Consider the following 15,498-nt stretch of genomic DNA (forward strand, 5'->3'; position numbering starts at 1 on the left):
ACAACATGAAAACCAGATTCATTCCCATCATAATAATTATAAGTACTCTGGCCGCGTGTGGCGGAAACCAGAAGCCCGTGAACATCAGTCCCGAAAAAAACGGCAAGGAAGCCAAATATGAAACCACAAAGGTCGAAGAAGAGGCCCTTTCCAGTTTTACCCGCATTCCCGGGGTGCTCAAGCCTTTCAACCAGGTGAACATTTTTCCCAAGGCCAATGGTTTTGTGAAAGCAATACTGGTCGATTTGGGTTCTAAGGTGACCAAAGGCCAGCTGCTGATGACCCTGGAAGCACCGGAACTCGAATCACAATTGCAATCGGCAAATTCCCGTTACCTGCAGGCACGGGAGACCGCATCGGCGAGCAGTGAGAAATACAGACGTCTGAAAGAAGCAGCAAAAGAGGAAGGTTCGGTATCTCCGCTAGAACTTGATAATGCGCTTTCCAGGATGAAAGGAGATAAGGCCATAGCTGAGGCTGAGCGGTCAAATGTATCCTCCGTACGTACCATGCAGGACTACTTGAAAGTATATGCGCCTTTTGACGGGGTGATCGTTGACAGGAATGTATCACCGGGAGCACTGGTGTCGGCGGGCAAATCTTCGGACCTACCCATGCTGGTATTGCAGGACCTGACCCACATGAGGCTTGAAGTTTCTATACCTGAGGATTATGTAGACAAAGTGGACCTAAGCCAGATGGTCAAGTTCCGCTTCAATGCGCTGCCGGGGGAACAGCGCCAGGCCAAGATCAGCCGGTCTGCAAATTCACTGGGCAACATGCGCCAGGAAATCGTCGAGGTTGACGTGGCCAATAAAGATAACAGGTTGAAGGCCGGCATGTATGCCGAGGTTGAAATCCCGCTTAAATCCGGTGCGACTTCGCTTCTTGTGCCTAATTCTGCTATCGTGCGTTCTACAGAACGGAAGTACGTAGTGGAAATTGCAAATGGTAAAGCCAAGCTCGTTGACATTAAGGAAGGGATGAAGGGAACAGAGATGACCGAGATTTTTGGTTCCATCAAAGCCGGGACAGAGATTATTTCGCCCGCGAACGATGAGATCAAAAGCGGTCAGACGCTATAAAACATTGCCGGGCGGATATTAGCCGCCCGGCAAATCTTTTTATTAGTCAGATAAGAAAAAAGGAAAATATGAAAGATTTAGAATTTAACCATGAGTTTGAAATCGGGGGAAAACACATTTGCATAGATGTCCCAAAGAAAAGATGCAACCAGGTCTACATCGAGGGAGAGCTGGTTGGGACGGTTTGGGAATGTAAAAAACAAGGGGTAATATCCTTTGTATCAAGAGATTTTAAGCTTGCCCCTTACCTGGAAAGCATTGCGGCCGAGTTAAACATTTTTTACAGGACCTCCCTATGAGTGCCTATGCCGGATGGACATTTCAACCTTTTCTGATCTGTTTCCTGTTATTAATGACTGTAAAGGTAAAGGCGCAAGATCAAACTGCCGTCCCCAAGATATCGGTAGGCTTTGTCATGGGCTTTCCGACCGGTAAGACGGCTAAAACTTATGTCAACGGATATGGGGCATCAACAAAGGTGGAATTCAAGGTTTCGGAGCACCTCAACCTAACCGGATCTGCGGGCTATATGACTTTCCGCTACAGGGATGAGGTAAAAAAACGTCTCGATTATTTAGGAGAGCCAACAAGCATGAATGGTGTTGTTCCAATTAAAGTCGGAGCAAAATATTACTTTGAAGGTATCTATTACGCTGCCCTTGAGCTTGGTGCAGCAAATACTCTTGGAGACCGACTCAATACCTCTTTTGCCTACGGACCGACTTTGGGTGCCAGCATTCCAATTTCGAAGCATTATAGTGCAGATCTCGGCCTTCGTTATGAGGGTTGGAAAAGCAGCGGAGGGCAGGTTTCCTTTTTTGGACTTCGTTTGGCTCTGGCAATTTCAGGAACTAAAAAATAATAGGCAAAATATTTAACCTAAAATTTAAATTATGACAGAGAAAAATATTTCACAACCATTTGAAACTTTTGACCATAATAAATCCTCAGCAAAGGGTGGAGATAACGCATATCACCCCGCAAACCAAGATAGAGAGGTTTTATTGCGTTACCTGCTGGAGCGGTTGAACCTGGAAACCGGCCATCTCAATGAGAAGCGAAAATTGAGGAAGTAGGGGCCTTTTTAGACCTTTAAAAAACATTCGTAGGAATGGCAAATCAGATTTATTATAACCAGGGGCAACCCACAATATGCATGACAAATGGAAAAGATGATATATCTTTTGGAAAATGATGAGGGTATAACCGAAGTATTACAGCTTCTTTTTAACAGTGAGGGGTACGGGGTTTCCGCGTTTTCTTCGGTAAGCTCGTTTATGGCAGGGCTAAGTGATCATGTTGCAGATCTTTTTCTGCTGGATGTTATGCTCCCCGATGGAAACGGCATTGAAGTCTGCAGTTACCTGAAGTCCTTAGAGAAAACCCGGAATGTTCCGATTATCATGATGAGTGCTCATGCGGACCGTTATGACATTAGAAGGGGCTGCGCTGCAGAGAATTTTATTAAAAAGCCTTTCGATATTCACGACCTGCTGCGTTTGGTAGCGAAACATATTTGACCGGTGATAAAGTACGGGTTCTCTCAAGTTTGGTATTCGTGCTCACAATCAGTGTTTCCATGTCAGAGATCCGCTAAGTCGTTCTTACAAGATATATCAACAAAAGCATGCTTGAAATGAAAATAACCACGGTAAGGACTTTGATGAGTGTAGAGGAATGGTAATAACTGCCTTGATTAATAAGTGTATGAGTTTTTTGATAGCGCATAAATGCCAGGATGATGGTCAGTGCGCCTACCCCGACAAGAAGTATTCCTATCCTCTGTGAGTTGCCGGTTTGGTGTACGACGGCTTTGGCCCCAAGAGCGAGAGTGATCTGCTTGATAAAAAGTGAAAACTTTACCACCACAAAACCAAAGCCCATAATTCCTATGCTAGTTCTTATCCAGGCAAGAAAAGTCCGTTCGTTGGCCAGATGGTCACCAGTGTTTGATTTAGGAATGGCTTGTTCTTCTTTTTCCATTATTGATAATATTGGTTGACGGATCACCGCATGCCTGATTAACAAAATTTTATCAATGCTGTTTGGGCGAGTACTGTTTTAATTATGTAGCTTTTCGATAAATTCCCTAGCATTTTTAAATGCGTTACTCCGCACAGCACATACGATGATAGACAATTTTGTCGAACCTTTTGAATTTTAGTGTTGCCGGCATAAGCCATTGATATTTAAACATGACAATAATTTTCGGCGTTTGCGGCCCCGGGTGAAATGGATCCGGCACAACTGATCCTAATCTTTGCATCGTATCGAAATACCAATTTGCACCTTTTAAAGATTCACTGCCGTTTTGGTTTTTACATTAGGGATGAACGATTACCCATCCTTCCGCCGAACGGATGATGATCTCTCCGTTGCCGCTTGGCACATAGCTGATGAAATCGAAGAGATCTGACTTATCGATTTTCCGCTCGCGAACGGTATTCTCGCACTGCGCAAGAATTACGCCCTTTGACTTTAGCAAATTAAGCTGCTCAAGGAACTTTCCATCCTTGCGATAAACCGCCACGCCATCCCCGAAGGCGATAAGCTCAACCTCCAGTTTTCCCTTCAATCTTGGATCCTCCAAAGCATTGTTGATGTTCCTGAGTGTTCCCGAAATATGTTTTTCCTCGGCACTGTTAAGTACATATAGCGCTTTATATGATTTCTTTTTTGCAACAGCACCCGTAAACGGTTTTTTTGTCTCCTGTGCAGATACATTGGTGGTGATGACCATCATGATGACAAGCTGGAGTAAGATCAGTAATTTTTTCATGTTTCTATTTTTTCTGTTTTATAGGTGCGTGCTGTTCAGCCATGTCAATAAAGGGACCATATTTATGCTGCTTTTCGCTAAAGTGATCTGCATATGGCCCGAAGGGATAATCTATTGGCTTTGTGTACAGGTTTTTATAGTCGTTTTTGGAATCCAGGTGCGGTCTGGGCTGCGCATTCACAAATGCAGCTACGTCCCAGGCTTCCGCATCCGTTAAGTTCGGATCTTTGTAGGTGGCGCCATAAGGCATGTTGTTTTTGACAAATCCTGCAAAATTTCCAAGCCTGAACATTCCTGCACCATCGTTATAGCTGTCCCTGCCCCAAAGGGGAGGGTACATATATCCTTTTCCATCAGGTGAGGCAACGCCTTTGCCCGTTTCTCCATGACAGCTGCTGCATTTGGAGGCATATACCATTTTCCCCTTCAGGGGATCTGCAGGCACATCCAGATATGGGATTTTTTTTACCGAATTATCCGCAATGGAATGTGCGGCATCCTGTTTTTTTCCAACCCATTTTAAATAGGCCAACATGGCGACCATTTCCCTGGAATTTCTTCCCGGAGCTTTGCCGTTCATGCTTCGCTCGAAGCACTCATTAATCCGTTCAAAGGCTTCTTCCTTTCTACCGCTTCTTGCGCTCATTTTTGGAAAACCTGCATAAAAGATGGAGAAATTATTCGCAAAGGGCCTGGTTCCTGCATCCAAGTGGCAGTTCTGACAATTCATACCATTAGTCAGCTTTCCTACGATACCCTGCGGCCCTAAATAGTATGCCGTACGGACAATCAAATCCCGGCCATACCTGATCAGATCCGCATCAGCTTTGCCCTGAAGCTGCATCGTATCAGGCGCCTTCCAATATTCGGGTTTAGCAACACGGCGCTCTAAAGGTTTTATTTGATTCTTTTGAATGGATGGATTAGGCTTATCCGCATAGAAACTTTTTGGAAGATGAAATCCGCTGAGTGCTAAAACAAGAGAAAACATGATCACAACGAATAGAAATGACGTCCATACGAGATATTTTCCAAACCGGGCAAATACCTGCAGTTTATCCTCGTTGTTTCTTTCTGTTTTCACACTTTTAAAATATTAATTCTGAAAATCCTTAATGGCCTCACCAATATCAAGCACCTTTTGCTTGCCATCAATAACGGATGCAATCAGTGAGCTTGCAGCCGCACTTCTGTATCCACCGGCGCAGTGTACTGCTACGGGTTGCTCCAGCGGAATTTCGTTTACCCTTTCCCTTAAATTTCCCAGTGGAATATTTATGCTGTTCTCAAAAATACTGTTTTCCATACGCTCTGTCTTGTTCCTCACATCCACAATGGTATATCCATTTTGGTTCTCTTTAAAATTTTGGATATCGATAATCTCATCCGGGACAGTTTCTACTGCGTTTATAAAACCGCCGGCAAGCTGCGTTTCATACCCGATGGATGCGGTCCTCGCGATAAGACTATGCAATGTAGCAAGATTTTCTGCCATAAGATAATAAGGCTCTTCAGGCTTCACAATGCTGCCCAGCCAGGTTTCAAATTTGTTTCCATCCATGATATTTACAGCGCCTTCTATATGTCCCTTCTTAAAAACATCTTCCCTTCGCGTATCGATAATTAGGGCATTTGGTTTTAAGTTTTCACCGGATTCCATGATCTGAACCGCACTTACCGAATCTTCAAACGGTGCTGCGCCTTTCTTGTTCAAGGCCACATCAAAAGGGAAGTAAAATGGAATGAATGGCTGGTTTTCATTTAATGCGCTCACAAAATCGGCCTCAGTCATTTCCTGCAGTGACCAGTTACTTCTTTTTTCAGCACCAATGGTACTGCTATTGGCCTCGCTCAACGCTTTTCCGCAGAGCGTACCTGCCCCGTGTGCCGGATACAGAATCACTTCATCTGAGAGTTTCATCAGTTTGTCCCTTAATGAATGGTACATTTGGGCGGCAAGGAAATTGCGTTCCGCCATTGAATCACCTCCGCTTTCCCTTAAATCCGGCCTTCCGCAGTCACCGATAAAAAGGGTATCTCCGGAAAATAGCGCTTTTTGTTTCCCATCGTGTTCGAGCAAAATACTGATACTATCCGGAGAGTGCCCCGGGGTGTTGATTGCCCTTAAGGTGATCTTTCCCAGGGTTATCGTCTGGTCTTCATCAAATGGGGAAAACAGGTAGGACGGCGTATTGAGTTTGCTGCAATATATTGTTGCGCCGGTCTTATGATGGATTTCAAGATGAGCACTCACAAAATCCGCATGCGGGTGCGTCTCGATAACACCAACTATTTTGGCCTGGTGTTTTTCGGCAAAATGGTAATATGCAGACGGATCCCTGGAGGGATCGATCAATATGATTTCATTCCGGCATTCGCTCAGTACCGCATAGCTGTAATGGGAGAGGTGCTTGTCTTCAAATTGTTCTATTTTCATGTGTTTTTATTTTTGATTAATGTGTTTAACGGTATGATTCCTGCCTTTGCCAGGTTTACATCAAATTTACCCTTTAGCGGTTCTTCGCACTGTAACTTTTGTCACAGCGCCCCAAAATCTTCTCAGCAGTTTCTGCCTGCACTTTCATCATATTTGATCGGAGAGAGGACATGGAGCAAAAGGGTTCTGGCATAGCGGTAGTTGAAGGTGAACAGTAGGATGACCGGCGAAATAGTGGTTGCGATGATTGCCCACTGCTCTTCTTCGCCAAAGATCATGAATGCCGGAATGCCCGCATTGACAAGTTCTGCGACAATGAAAACATAGCTCACATACATCGCTCCGATAAAGAAGCCCGGCTCTATCTCATAGTTCAGGTTGCAGCAGGCAAATTTTTTATTCATCTGATCATATTTCCAATGGAACATGGAATGGGTATATAATTTTCCCTTTCGGCACCTGGGACATCTATGGTCTATTATAGCCCTTAGTTTGCTCATCAGATTCTATTTTATTAATGAGGGAGCTTGCTTTTCATCGCTCCGTATAGATAGGTGCCCAGGAGCGCACCAAGGATGACCACCGCCATACCGGCATATCCGCTCCCAAGGTTGACGAACATGGGGCCGGGACAGGCGCCGGTGAGTGCCCAGCCCAGGCCGAAAATGGTGCCGCCTAGTAGGTATTTTATATAGGCCTTGTCCTTATCGTGGAAGACAATCGGATTTCCGGCCAGATCCTTGGCTTTGAATTTTTTGATCAGCCATACTGCAATTACGCCAAGTACAACGGCCGTACCAATAATTCCATACATATGGAAAGACTGGAAACGGAACATTTCCTGGATCCTGTACCAGGAAACAGCCTCAGACTTGGTCATGATGATTCCGAAAAGTGTTCCTGCAAGAATATATTTTATGAATTTCATTTTTTTTAGATTTAAAAGATAAAAGGCATGATGAGGAAAGTCATGATCAGGCCACCAACAAAGAAACCGATTACGGCTACTAGTGATGGTACTTGCAGATTCGAAAGCCCGGATATGGCGTGACCAGAAGTACAACCGCCTGCATAACGAGATCCAAAACCGACTAATAAACCACCGATGAGTAAAATAGCCAGCGTTTTTAAATCTTTCATTGCTTCCAGTGAAAACAGGCCGGTTGGATTTAACCCACCATCGAACTTAATGCCCAATTGATTTAAATCGGAGATTGTGGCGGATGATAATTTTACGGGAGATGGACTGCTAAGGTAATTTGTAGCAACAAATCCACCTATTACCGAGCCGATAAGGAACATGAGGTTCCAGGTCTGGTCTTTCCATTTAAAATCAAAAAATTTTACTTTCCTGCCTGCTCCGGCTATGCTGCACATCGTTCGCAGGTTTGATGAAAAGCCAAAGGACTTTCCGAAAAAAAGTAGGATGAGCATAATGAGTACGATCATGCTGCCCGAGAAATACCAAGGCCAGGGTTGTTTAATAAAATCAATCATGTTTTTTTAAATGAAATGTTAATATGGGTGTTTTTGTTGTTGTTAAAAGGTAATGCCTGTGGCGGTTTGAGCAAGTAAGTGCTGAATCATTTTAGCAAACTGCCATCCCGAAGAAATCCGGCCGGCAGCGTTGAATAGATCAATATTTCTTGAATATATTTCTTCATTTTGGCCAGGTACCGATACCTCCAACCAGGTTGAATGCTTCCACCCCAAGTTTTCTCATCTCCGATACCGCTGAGGAGGAACGCTTTCCACTTCTGCAATAGAGGAAATACCGCTTGGCCTTATCCAGCTTTGCAAGTTCTAAAGAAAAGGCAGAACCCAGGAAATCGATATATATGGCTGAAGGAAGCGCGCCTGGGGCATATTCAGGCTTTGTCCTTACATCTAAGAGGACTGCGTCACTGCTTTTTGTAAATTCGTTTTTGAAGTGGTAGCCATCGAGGTTGTACGCACCTTTTGAAAAAAAACTGCTGATCATTTGAAGTAGTTTATTCATTGTATTTATTCGTTTCTTATTGCTCTGTATTTTTTTTAAAGCTGCAGAACAGAAAATCCTGCGTGCTTTGCATTGGGGTAGTGTGCTCTTGCGGCCTGCACTCTATTTCGGTAAACCCTTCTCTAAATATCTCGCGCAGCGTTCTTTCACTGTATCTTGAAACGGGCAGGCCACTGCATTTTTCTGGTCCGGTGAGCGAAAAAGTCGCCATGACCAAGTATTCTCCGGTAAACTGACCTGCCGTGTTTGCATAACTATGGATTTCCTCTGATGAATGAAGGAAATGAAAAGTGGCCCGGTCATGCCAGACTGCATAACTTCTTTGCGGCACAAAATCCCTGATGTCTGTCTCGATCCAGTGTATCCTGCCAGACAGTTCTCCAAGCCTTGCCTTTGCCTTTTCCAATGCCCGGGAAGATATATCCACTACGGTAATATCGCTGTAGCCTTCCTGAAGCAAAAAATCCACAAGCAGACTGTCTCCCCCGCCAATATCGATTATCGGAGCAGATTTATCCAGATTGAACCCCGTTATCATCTCCATTGAAACTGTGGGGTAGACCTGCGTCCAGCTGACCTGGTCAGGACTTTTTTCTAAATACACCTTTTCCCAGTGCGATTTTTTCTCATTTTTCATATCCCTTTTATATTAAGGTACTTGGACATACAAATGCTGTAGTCGGAATACATCCGTTTTCCTGTATGGCCTTAAAACCACCAGCCACATCGATGAGGTTGTGGTACCCGCGTGAGCGCATGATGGAATTGAAAATAACAGAACGGTAACCACCTGCACAGTGAACAAAGTAGGTCTTGGTTTTATCGACGGTGCCGAGGTTTTCGTTGATATAATCCAGTGGAAGGTTGACAGCACCCTCGACATGCTCGCTTAAGTATTCCTTTGTTTTTCTGACGTCCAGAATATTTACCTCCGCTTTTTTGCCGATTTCGGCCAGCCGGGCTACACAAACCGATTTTATCTCGTCGGTTTCCTGACCAGCTTTTTTCCAGGCAACGACGCCGCCATCTAGGTAACCTACTGCACCATCAAATCCTACTCTTGATAAACGGGTGAGCACTTCTTCAATTCTACCCTCATCTGTAATAAGTAAAATAGGATGTTTAATGTCCGGGATTAAAGTTCCTACCCAGGGGGCGAAATTTCCATCGATGCCAATATTTACCGAGTTTGGGAGAAAGCCTTTTATAAAATCCTCTGGAGCTCTTGTGTCGAGAATTACCGCTCCTGTTTCATTTGCAACCCGCTCAAAAGCATCGGGGTTAAGGGCTTGCATGCCTCGTTCTATCACTTTGTTAAAACTATCATATCCATGGATGTTCATCATGACGTTTTCAGGAAAATATGCAGGAGGCGGTAAAAGACCATCAGTAACCTCTTTAATGAATTCGTCTTTGGACATGCCTGCCCTTAGCGCATAATTGGTCTTCTTTTGATTTCCCAAAAGATCGGTGGTCTCTTTGCTCATATTTTTTCCGCATGCGCTACCCGCACCATGTGCAGGATAAACCATAATATCATCGCTTAAAGGCATGATCTTATTGCGTAAAGAATCAAAGAGATAACCTGCTAGCATCTCACTTGTAAGCTCACTGACCGGTTTCTGTGCCAGATCGGGTCTTCCCACATCGCCTATAAAAAGCGTATCGCCGGAGAACAGTGCTATTTCCTTTCCTTGCTCATCGCTAACCAGGAAACAGGTGCTTTCCATGGTATGTCCTGGGGTGTGCAACACTTTAATCTTTGCCCCACCAAGTCGCAACACTTCTCCGTCTTTCGCACCGTAAAAATCAAAGTCGGGTTTTGCATTCGGCCCGTAAACGATTTCTGCGCCGCTTTCTTTAGCCAGATCAATGTGTCCGGATACAAAATCGGCATGGAAATGTGTTTCGAGCACGTATTTTATTTTTGCGTTGTTCTTCCGTGCACGTTCCATATACGGACTAACCTCTCGAAGCGGATCGATAATGGCCGCCTCTCCGTTGCTTTCTATATAATAGGCACCTTGTGCCAGACATCCGGTGTAAATTTGTTCTATAATCATGATGATTAAATTAGTATGTCAAAATTAATCCTTAACGATATGGTCGTTGGTGACTTTTGTCACACAAGGAGTTTGTTTCTGAAGGTTACTTAAATATTACCTCTTTTAGAATGATGTAGCAACCCATAACCAGTACAAACCACCCGAAACCTTTCTTCAGTTTTCCTCCATCTATTTTTTTGTTTATCATTCCACCTACCACGATACCGGCAATGGCAACGGTAGTAATTTTGGCGAGAAAGATCCAGTCGATATGGAAATGTCCAAGATCGCCGGTGAAACCGATGAGCGAATTAAGCGCTATGATGAAAAGTGAAGTACCTACGGCCTCTTTCATGGGTAAGCCCACTAAAATAACAAGTGTAGGAATAAGTAGAAAGCCACCACCAGCACCCAAAAAACCAGTAGCGAGGCCGATGGCAATGCCGTATAAAAACAGTTTACCGATGTGAAGTGGGGGTTTTTCTATTCGGGTGCTGCTTTCTGCTCTTGCACCTTTAATCATCGCTGTTGCAGCCGCTACCATCAAAACTGCAAAGAGTACCATCATGAGCATGTTTTCTGTTAACTCAAAATCGCCGATTTTTATTATTATCTTGGGTATAAGGGGGATAATGAATTTGCGGGTTAAGAATACAGTTGAGATGGATGCACTACCAAACAGCAAAGCTGTTTTAATATTCACCAGCCCACGCTTAAAATTCCCGACTGTACCTGCTAAACTTGTAGAGCCAACGATGAACAATGAATAAGAAGTAGCCAATAGCGGATTAACCCCAAATAGGTAAACCAGTACCGGCATGGTGAGGATAGAACCGCCACCGCCGATCAATCCAAGCGAAATTCCAATTAAGGCAGATGCAACGTATGCAATGATTTCCATTTCTGTTATTTTTTAACAAAAATCGAGTTATCATCTACCAATGTTGGTGACTTTTGTCACACTCATTATATTTTCAAGAAGTGATGCCTTTCGCAGTAAAAATAACTTTATTCTTTTTATGGGCTTAGGCTAAATATTCGATGTAATTACGGTACATCTTAATTTCTCCTGCCTGCTCCATTTTCTTAAGCAGCCTTGAAATTACTTCCCGGGAGGTGTTCAAATCAGATGCAATTTCACTGTGGGTAAGGTGCAGTTCTTTTGTGTTTAAATCTCCAGCTTGCTTTTTCAGGTAAAAGGCCAGCCGCTCATCCATTGCCTTAAAGGCGATATTATCGATGACAAAGAGGAGTTCTTCAAAGCGCATACGGTATGTTTCAATGACAAAGTAATACCATGTTCTGTAATCCCGCATCAGCTTATCCATCAGGGCAATCGGAATCATGAGTACCTTGGTCTGTTCAATGGCCTTTGCCATTACCTGACTGGTTTCCTGTTTGGTTGCGCATATCATGGAAAGTGCACACGCATTTCCTGGCTGGAGATAATACATAAAGAATTCCTGTCCATCTTCTCCCTCCCTGTAGAGCTTTACCATGCCTTCTACGATAAGCACCGTGGAGCGCATATTCTGCCCAGTTTGCATGAGCATATCACCTCCCTGAAAATCCCTAAGCGTCGCATTCTCGATAAGGATGGTCTTAAGGGCAGGTTCAAACTGGGGAAAAAGTCTTTCGATGTATTCCGCAATGGTCATATCTTTCATTTTAGCTGTTTTGGATTTTAAAGATAACTATACTGCAGGCCTGCGCCAAAATTCTTTAAAATATTGGAATACATTTTTTGGATATAGAATAAAGGGTATAATAAATTTACAAAGAAACTCTCTATGGTTCCCTAATTAAAACATGCAGCGCGTTTTTTCCAAAGTAAACCTAACACTTCGTCCAGGGATAAAGCTGACAAAAATCACATATTGTTTTTTATTTTTTATCCCTTGTTAATCTTTATGTTTTTTGATCGACCCGGAAAGAAATAGCCCGATCAGTGCGACTTTTTAAAGGTACCACCATAACTATGAATCGTAACAATGAGGTCATAATCAGCTTCTGAGGCGTGGCTTACTAGTCTTTGGGCATTTAATTTTATATATTGAATTAAAGTGGCTCAAACGCTTGCTGGCTTAAGACTTATTGTTATCCAAATAGGATCAGTGGGGATCTGCTTTTTAAAGGGTCCCCACTTTATGGACTACTTGGGGCAATTTCCTGATGGCGGCTAATATATTTTTTTACGTTGCGGTTTTTCAGTTTCTGCCTATGTTCCCAACCCTGACCCATCTTATTGAATACCTATTTGGAATATATATTCCGCTTCCCGTTCAGACTTTCGGTTTCTTTGTGGCCCTGGCATTTATTTCTGGTTACCTGCTGTTTTCTGCTGAGCTTAAAAGAAAGGAGGCTGCAGGACATATAGCACCTGTTGAGATTATTATACAGCCTAAGAAGGAGATTTTGTTATGGGAATGGATAACCAATGGATTTTTAGGTTTTCTTATCGGGTATAAACTGGTTTATGCTGCAGGGAACTATGCTGCTTTTGCTGCTGAACCCGGACAAATCATCCTCTCTCCAAGGGGAAGCTTACCGGGAGGGTTGCTGCTTTGCGCAATTCTTCTTTTTACCGTCTACCTTAAAAAACGCAGGCTTTCTCTGTCGGACCATAGGCCGGTTCATATTTTAAGGCACCCTTACCAGATTATGCCTGAGCTGATCACCTGGGCTGCCCTGTTCCAGGCCATTATCAAGATCGACAGAAATTCACTGGCCAGCTTAGAGTTAAATCAACCGGTTAAGATTACCCTGCCGGATCTGCCAGGTAAAACGTTATATGGGAAAGTAGATTTTATTGAACCTACCCTTCAGCAAGGTGACAAAACGGTTAGCGCAAGGGTTTATCTGGACAATATGGAACATCAGCTGAAGGTAAACAGTCTAATCAATGCCTCAATAGAGACGGGAAAATCCAAAGGGCTTTGGATACCGAGGTCTGCTCTGCAGGATCTTGGGCAGACAAAAATAATCTGGCTAAAAAAAGGCAGCTTATACTATGCACATAGTGTAAATATTGGGACTTTCAAAGGGAACGAAATACAGATAACAAGAGGCCTTTCCGCAACCGATACCCTGGCAGTAGATGCAGGGTATTTAACAGACAGTGAGAGTTTCATCAAAACAAAGGGTCATGAATAACATAAAAAGAATTAACCTGAAAAGGATCTGTGCCTTACTGATTATTGTGCTTTCAGTAAGTATATTTAACAGCTGCAAACAAAAAGCAGAGCCGGCGGCAAAAGCAAAAAGCAAATTTTACTATACCTGTTCCATGCATCCACAGATACATGAAGACCATCCCGGCAACTGTCCGATCTGTGGCATGAAACTGATCAAGGTCGAACTTACTGGATCAGGAAATTCTGCCACGGAAAAAATAACATTGACAGCAAGCCAGATTCAGTTGGCAGGCATAACAGTTGATACGGTAAGGGAAGAAAATACAGGGGGCGAAAAACTTCTGACCGGAACAGTTGCCACGGACGAAAGTAAGGCGGAAGAGATCAGTGCAAGAGTGGCCGGACGCATACAGCGTTTATTTGTTAGGTCCGTTGGAGAAAAAATAACAATAGGTCAGGCAGTGTATTCCATTTATAGCGAAGACCTGTTATCAGCCGAAAAAGAATACCTTTTGGCCAGGCAGCAGCAGAAGGTATTAAATAATCCTGACGTCGATTATGAGGCCATGATCAAGACAGTAGAGCACAAGTTATTGTTATGGGGCCTGAACTCCGCCCAGATCAGAAATCTTTCTTCTTTGTCCAAAACTTCGGCCACTGTTACCATATACAGCAAGGTTAACGGAACGGTAAGCGATATCGCCATCCACGAAGGTGATTACGTAACTGAGGGGATGGCTATATTAAAAACGCAAGGGTTGAACAGTCTATGGATAGAGGCGCAGTTATATGCCGGCGAAAGCGGAAACTATAAGGAAAATGACATGGTGAACGTTTCTTTTCCGGACCTGAACGGACAGGTTATTAAAGGTAAGGTCGGATTTTTAAATCCTGAACTATCAGATGACTCGAAGGTTGCGCTAATCAGGATTGTGGTTCCAAATACGCAGGGGCTGATCAGGCCGGGGATGTTGGCATACGTTTCTATTGATAATGGAAGACAGAATGCTGTTGCTGTGCCCACTTCTTCAATACTCGCAGGAGGTAAAGGCAATAAGGTATGGATCAAAAATAGTGATGGAAGTTTTTCTGGAAGAAAGGTCAGTACCGGAGCAGGGAACGGGGGGTATGTGCAGGTAGTGTCCGGCATTTCACCAGGTGAAATGGTGGTCACCAGTGGAGCCTACCTGTTGGAGAGTGAATCGATATTTAAAAATGGAGGGTAAGGTTATGATTTGGTGCGTCATATCCTTATGGATAAATACCCATGGGAAGTAAAATTTGGCATAGTATGTAACTTGATTGCGGTAAATACTGTCTGGAATTTGGTGAAAAGCAAATTCAGCATTTGACAGCTCGGAGTCGGCGAAACAAAATTACTTTTCGAGGGGCCAGAAAATATTGAAACAAGTTCAATGTCAGAAATTTGAGATGATTTTCTAATATAATTATATAAAAGATATGGAAAATTATATAAATTTAATTTCGCATCTTTATATAGATTTGTAGTCTGATGAAAACCAAAGCCATCTTTCTTTTAGTGATTTTTCTGCTCAACACTGTTGTTGGCTTTGCCTGTGCAGTTGGAATGGAAAGAGATAATCATGGAGAAAGTGATGTACATGTTTCCTCTAAAAAGAATAATCACAAACATGATCATCAGCATAAAGGGGCACATGTGCATAAACACAGCGCTTCAAATGGACCGAATCTTTCAAAAGAAGAACCCTGTTGCAAGACTCTGGTCAACGACCTTGTGGTTCAGGGGAAGCTTGTTCCCCAAAGCGTTAAAAACCAGGTTATCCTACCTGTTCTATTGCTTCCAGATTATCATTACAATTTTTTAATTCCTTCTGTCAAACTGGTTCTCAAAAAGAGTGTTTACGCCGGACAGCGGGAGCGGCCACCCAATAGGGACATCCGGATTTCCATCAATAGCTTTCAGATATAAGATTTCACCAAGAATTACCAATAGAGCCCGTGTTACATTGACATGGTGCCTGGCTTTCGCGCGGACAA

At 43.4% G+C, this 15,498-nt stretch carries 20 protein-coding genes; 8 read left to right on the forward strand and 12 right to left on the reverse strand.

Annotated elements, in window-relative coordinates:
- Positions 1–5 precede the first annotated feature (5 nt).
- The 5 genes from ACK1I8_RS00350 (at position 6) to ACK1I8_RS00370 (ending at position 2,605) form a co-directional block, all read left to right on the forward strand.
- Positions 6–1,085 carry an efflux RND transporter periplasmic adaptor subunit gene (locus ACK1I8_RS00350; RefSeq protein ID WP_056095304.1) on the forward strand — a complete coding sequence of 360 codons (1,080 nt, stop codon included), beginning with the start codon at positions 6–8 and terminating at the stop codon, positions 1,083–1,085.
- Between the two features lie 68 nt (positions 1,086–1,153).
- Complete coding sequence (locus ACK1I8_RS00355) at positions 1,154–1,384, forward strand: hypothetical protein (RefSeq protein WP_056095301.1); 231 nt, start codon at positions 1,154–1,156, stop codon at positions 1,382–1,384.
- A complete protein-coding gene (locus ACK1I8_RS00360; RefSeq protein WP_056095298.1) occupies positions 1,381–1,947 on the forward strand; it encodes a hypothetical protein in 567 nt (188 codons plus the stop codon). Before ACK1I8_RS00355 ends, ACK1I8_RS00360 begins: the two co-directional genes overlap by 4 nt.
- 31 nt (positions 1,948–1,978) lie before the next feature.
- Complete coding sequence (locus ACK1I8_RS00365) at positions 1,979–2,161, forward strand: hypothetical protein (protein ID WP_056095295.1); 183 nt, start codon at positions 1,979–1,981, stop codon at positions 2,159–2,161.
- Between the two features lie 87 nt (positions 2,162–2,248).
- A complete protein-coding gene (locus ACK1I8_RS00370) occupies positions 2,249–2,605 on the forward strand; it encodes a response regulator (RefSeq protein WP_056095291.1) in 357 nt (118 codons plus the stop codon).
- Positions 2,606–2,678: 73 nt separating this feature from the next.
- On the opposite strand, the gene ACK1I8_RS00375 is transcribed toward ACK1I8_RS00370, so the two are convergent.
- The 12 genes from ACK1I8_RS00375 to ACK1I8_RS00430 all read right to left on the reverse strand — a co-directional run bounded on the left by ACK1I8_RS00375 (position 2,679) and on the right by ACK1I8_RS00430 (position 12,012).
- Positions 2,679–3,068 (reverse strand): YidH family protein, encoded by a 390-nt coding sequence (locus ACK1I8_RS00375; protein WP_056095288.1) that lies wholly within the window; start codon positions 3,066–3,068, stop codon positions 2,679–2,681.
- Between the two features lie 340 nt (positions 3,069–3,408).
- The gene (locus ACK1I8_RS00380; RefSeq protein WP_056095285.1) at positions 3,409–3,864 is read right to left on the reverse strand and encodes a DsrE family protein; all 456 of its coding nucleotides are present in this window, start codon (positions 3,862–3,864) and stop codon (positions 3,409–3,411) included.
- A 4-nt stretch (positions 3,865–3,868) separates the two neighbouring features.
- Positions 3,869–4,948, reverse strand: coding sequence for a c-type cytochrome (locus ACK1I8_RS00385; RefSeq protein ID WP_199562757.1), 1,080 nt, complete (start codon positions 4,946–4,948; stop codon positions 3,869–3,871).
- 12 nt (positions 4,949–4,960) lie between these two features.
- Positions 4,961–6,301, reverse strand: coding sequence for an MBL fold metallo-hydrolase (locus tag ACK1I8_RS00390; RefSeq protein WP_056095282.1), 1,341 nt, complete (start codon positions 6,299–6,301; stop codon positions 4,961–4,963).
- 122 nt (positions 6,302–6,423) lie between these two features.
- The gene (locus ACK1I8_RS00395) at positions 6,424–6,801 is read right to left on the reverse strand and encodes a DUF983 domain-containing protein (protein WP_412467426.1); all 378 of its coding nucleotides are present in this window, start codon (positions 6,799–6,801) and stop codon (positions 6,424–6,426) included.
- A gap of 14 nt (positions 6,802–6,815) precedes the next feature.
- Complete coding sequence (locus tag ACK1I8_RS00400) at positions 6,816–7,229, reverse strand: DUF6691 family protein (protein ID WP_056095276.1); 414 nt, start codon at positions 7,227–7,229, stop codon at positions 6,816–6,818.
- An 11-nt stretch (positions 7,230–7,240) separates the two neighbouring features.
- On the reverse strand, positions 7,241–7,798 hold the full coding sequence (locus ACK1I8_RS00405) for a YeeE/YedE family protein (protein WP_056095272.1): 558 nt from the start codon (positions 7,796–7,798) through the stop codon (positions 7,241–7,243).
- A gap of 163 nt (positions 7,799–7,961) precedes the next feature.
- On the reverse strand, positions 7,962–8,300 hold the full coding sequence (locus ACK1I8_RS00410) for a rhodanese-like domain-containing protein (RefSeq protein ID WP_197413310.1): 339 nt from the start codon (positions 8,298–8,300) through the stop codon (positions 7,962–7,964).
- Between the two features lie 16 nt (positions 8,301–8,316).
- Positions 8,317–8,937 (reverse strand): class I SAM-dependent methyltransferase, encoded by a 621-nt coding sequence (locus ACK1I8_RS00415; RefSeq protein ID WP_056095270.1) that lies wholly within the window; start codon positions 8,935–8,937, stop codon positions 8,317–8,319.
- 7 nt (positions 8,938–8,944) lie between these two features.
- Complete coding sequence (locus ACK1I8_RS00420) at positions 8,945–10,363, reverse strand: MBL fold metallo-hydrolase (protein WP_056095268.1); 1,419 nt, start codon at positions 10,361–10,363, stop codon at positions 8,945–8,947.
- Positions 10,364–10,448: 85 nt separating this feature from the next.
- Positions 10,449–11,246, reverse strand: coding sequence for a sulfite exporter TauE/SafE family protein (locus tag ACK1I8_RS00425; RefSeq protein ID WP_056095265.1), 798 nt, complete (start codon positions 11,244–11,246; stop codon positions 10,449–10,451).
- A 124-nt stretch (positions 11,247–11,370) separates the two neighbouring features.
- Complete coding sequence (locus ACK1I8_RS00430) at positions 11,371–12,012, reverse strand: Crp/Fnr family transcriptional regulator (RefSeq protein ID WP_090985886.1); 642 nt, start codon at positions 12,010–12,012, stop codon at positions 11,371–11,373.
- A 553-nt stretch (positions 12,013–12,565) separates the two neighbouring features.
- Here ACK1I8_RS00430 and ACK1I8_RS00435 point away from each other — a divergent pair.
- The 3 genes from ACK1I8_RS00435 to ACK1I8_RS00445 all read left to right on the forward strand — a co-directional run bounded on the left by ACK1I8_RS00435 (position 12,566) and on the right by ACK1I8_RS00445 (position 15,430).
- On the forward strand, positions 12,566–13,498 hold the full coding sequence (locus ACK1I8_RS00435; protein WP_159435276.1) for an efflux RND transporter periplasmic adaptor subunit: 933 nt from the start codon (positions 12,566–12,568) through the stop codon (positions 13,496–13,498).
- Positions 13,491–14,705: an efflux RND transporter periplasmic adaptor subunit gene (locus ACK1I8_RS00440; RefSeq protein WP_412467427.1), complete on the forward strand. Its 1,215-nt coding sequence runs from the start codon at positions 13,491–13,493 to the stop codon at positions 14,703–14,705. The genes ACK1I8_RS00435 and ACK1I8_RS00440 overlap by 8 nt, the downstream gene beginning before the upstream one ends.
- Before the next feature lie 287 nt (positions 14,706–14,992).
- Entirely contained in the window at positions 14,993–15,430 is a 438-nt protein-coding gene (locus tag ACK1I8_RS00445) for a hypothetical protein (RefSeq protein ID WP_412467428.1), read from the forward strand.
- Positions 15,431–15,498: the final 68 nt, after the last annotated feature.

This window comes from Pedobacter sp. KLB.chiD (assembly GCF_047040275.1).
In the GTDB taxonomy this organism is placed as follows: domain Bacteria; phylum Bacteroidota; class Bacteroidia; order Sphingobacteriales; family Sphingobacteriaceae; genus Pedobacter.

What these genes read in the sequence shown, in the direction of transcription:
- ACK1I8_RS00350 (WP_056095304.1), top strand. Translation starts at nt 6, where the DNA reads ATGAAAACCAGATTCATTCCCATCATAATAATTATAAGTACTCTGGCC.
- ACK1I8_RS00355 (WP_056095301.1), top strand. Translation starts at nt 1,154, where the DNA reads ATGAAAGATTTAGAATTTAACCATGAGTTTGAAATCGGGGGAAAACAC.
- ACK1I8_RS00360 (WP_056095298.1), top strand. Translation starts at nt 1,381, where the DNA reads ATGAGTGCCTATGCCGGATGGACATTTCAACCTTTTCTGATCTGTTTC.
- ACK1I8_RS00365 (WP_056095295.1), top strand. Translation starts at nt 1,979, where the DNA reads ATGACAGAGAAAAATATTTCACAACCATTTGAAACTTTTGACCATAAT.
- ACK1I8_RS00370 (WP_056095291.1), top strand. Translation starts at nt 2,249, where the DNA reads ATGGAAAAGATGATATATCTTTTGGAAAATGATGAGGGTATAACCGAA.
- ACK1I8_RS00375 (WP_056095288.1), bottom strand. Translation starts at nt 3,068, where the DNA reads ATGGAAAAAGAAGAACAAGCCATTCCTAAATCAAACACTGGTGACCAT.
- ACK1I8_RS00380 (WP_056095285.1), bottom strand. Translation starts at nt 3,864, where the DNA reads ATGAAAAAATTACTGATCTTACTCCAGCTTGTCATCATGATGGTCATC.
- ACK1I8_RS00390 (WP_056095282.1), bottom strand. Translation starts at nt 6,301, where the DNA reads ATGAAAATAGAACAATTTGAAGACAAGCACCTCTCCCATTACAGCTAT.
- ACK1I8_RS00395 (WP_412467426.1), bottom strand. Translation starts at nt 6,801, where the DNA reads ATGAGCAAACTAAGGGCTATAATAGACCATAGATGTCCCAGGTGCCGA.
- ACK1I8_RS00400 (WP_056095276.1), bottom strand. Translation starts at nt 7,229, where the DNA reads ATGAAATTCATAAAATATATTCTTGCAGGAACACTTTTCGGAATCATC.
- ACK1I8_RS00405 (WP_056095272.1), bottom strand. Translation starts at nt 7,798, where the DNA reads ATGATTGATTTTATTAAACAACCCTGGCCTTGGTATTTCTCGGGCAGC.
- ACK1I8_RS00410 (WP_197413310.1), bottom strand. Translation starts at nt 8,300, where the DNA reads ATGAATAAACTACTTCAAATGATCAGCAGTTTTTTTTCAAAAGGTGCG.
- ACK1I8_RS00415 (WP_056095270.1), bottom strand. Translation starts at nt 8,937, where the DNA reads ATGAAAAATGAGAAAAAATCGCACTGGGAAAAGGTGTATTTAGAAAAA.
- ACK1I8_RS00420 (WP_056095268.1), bottom strand. Translation starts at nt 10,363, where the DNA reads ATGATTATAGAACAAATTTACACCGGATGTCTGGCACAAGGTGCCTAT.
- ACK1I8_RS00425 (WP_056095265.1), bottom strand. Translation starts at nt 11,246, where the DNA reads ATGGAAATCATTGCATACGTTGCATCTGCCTTAATTGGAATTTCGCTT.
- ACK1I8_RS00430 (WP_090985886.1), bottom strand. Translation starts at nt 12,012, where the DNA reads ATGAAAGATATGACCATTGCGGAATACATCGAAAGACTTTTTCCCCAG.
- ACK1I8_RS00435 (WP_159435276.1), top strand. Translation starts at nt 12,566, where the DNA reads ATGTTCCCAACCCTGACCCATCTTATTGAATACCTATTTGGAATATAT.
- ACK1I8_RS00440 (WP_412467427.1), top strand. Translation starts at nt 13,491, where the DNA reads ATGAATAACATAAAAAGAATTAACCTGAAAAGGATCTGTGCCTTACTG.
- ACK1I8_RS00445 (WP_412467428.1), top strand. Translation starts at nt 14,993, where the DNA reads ATGAAAACCAAAGCCATCTTTCTTTTAGTGATTTTTCTGCTCAACACT.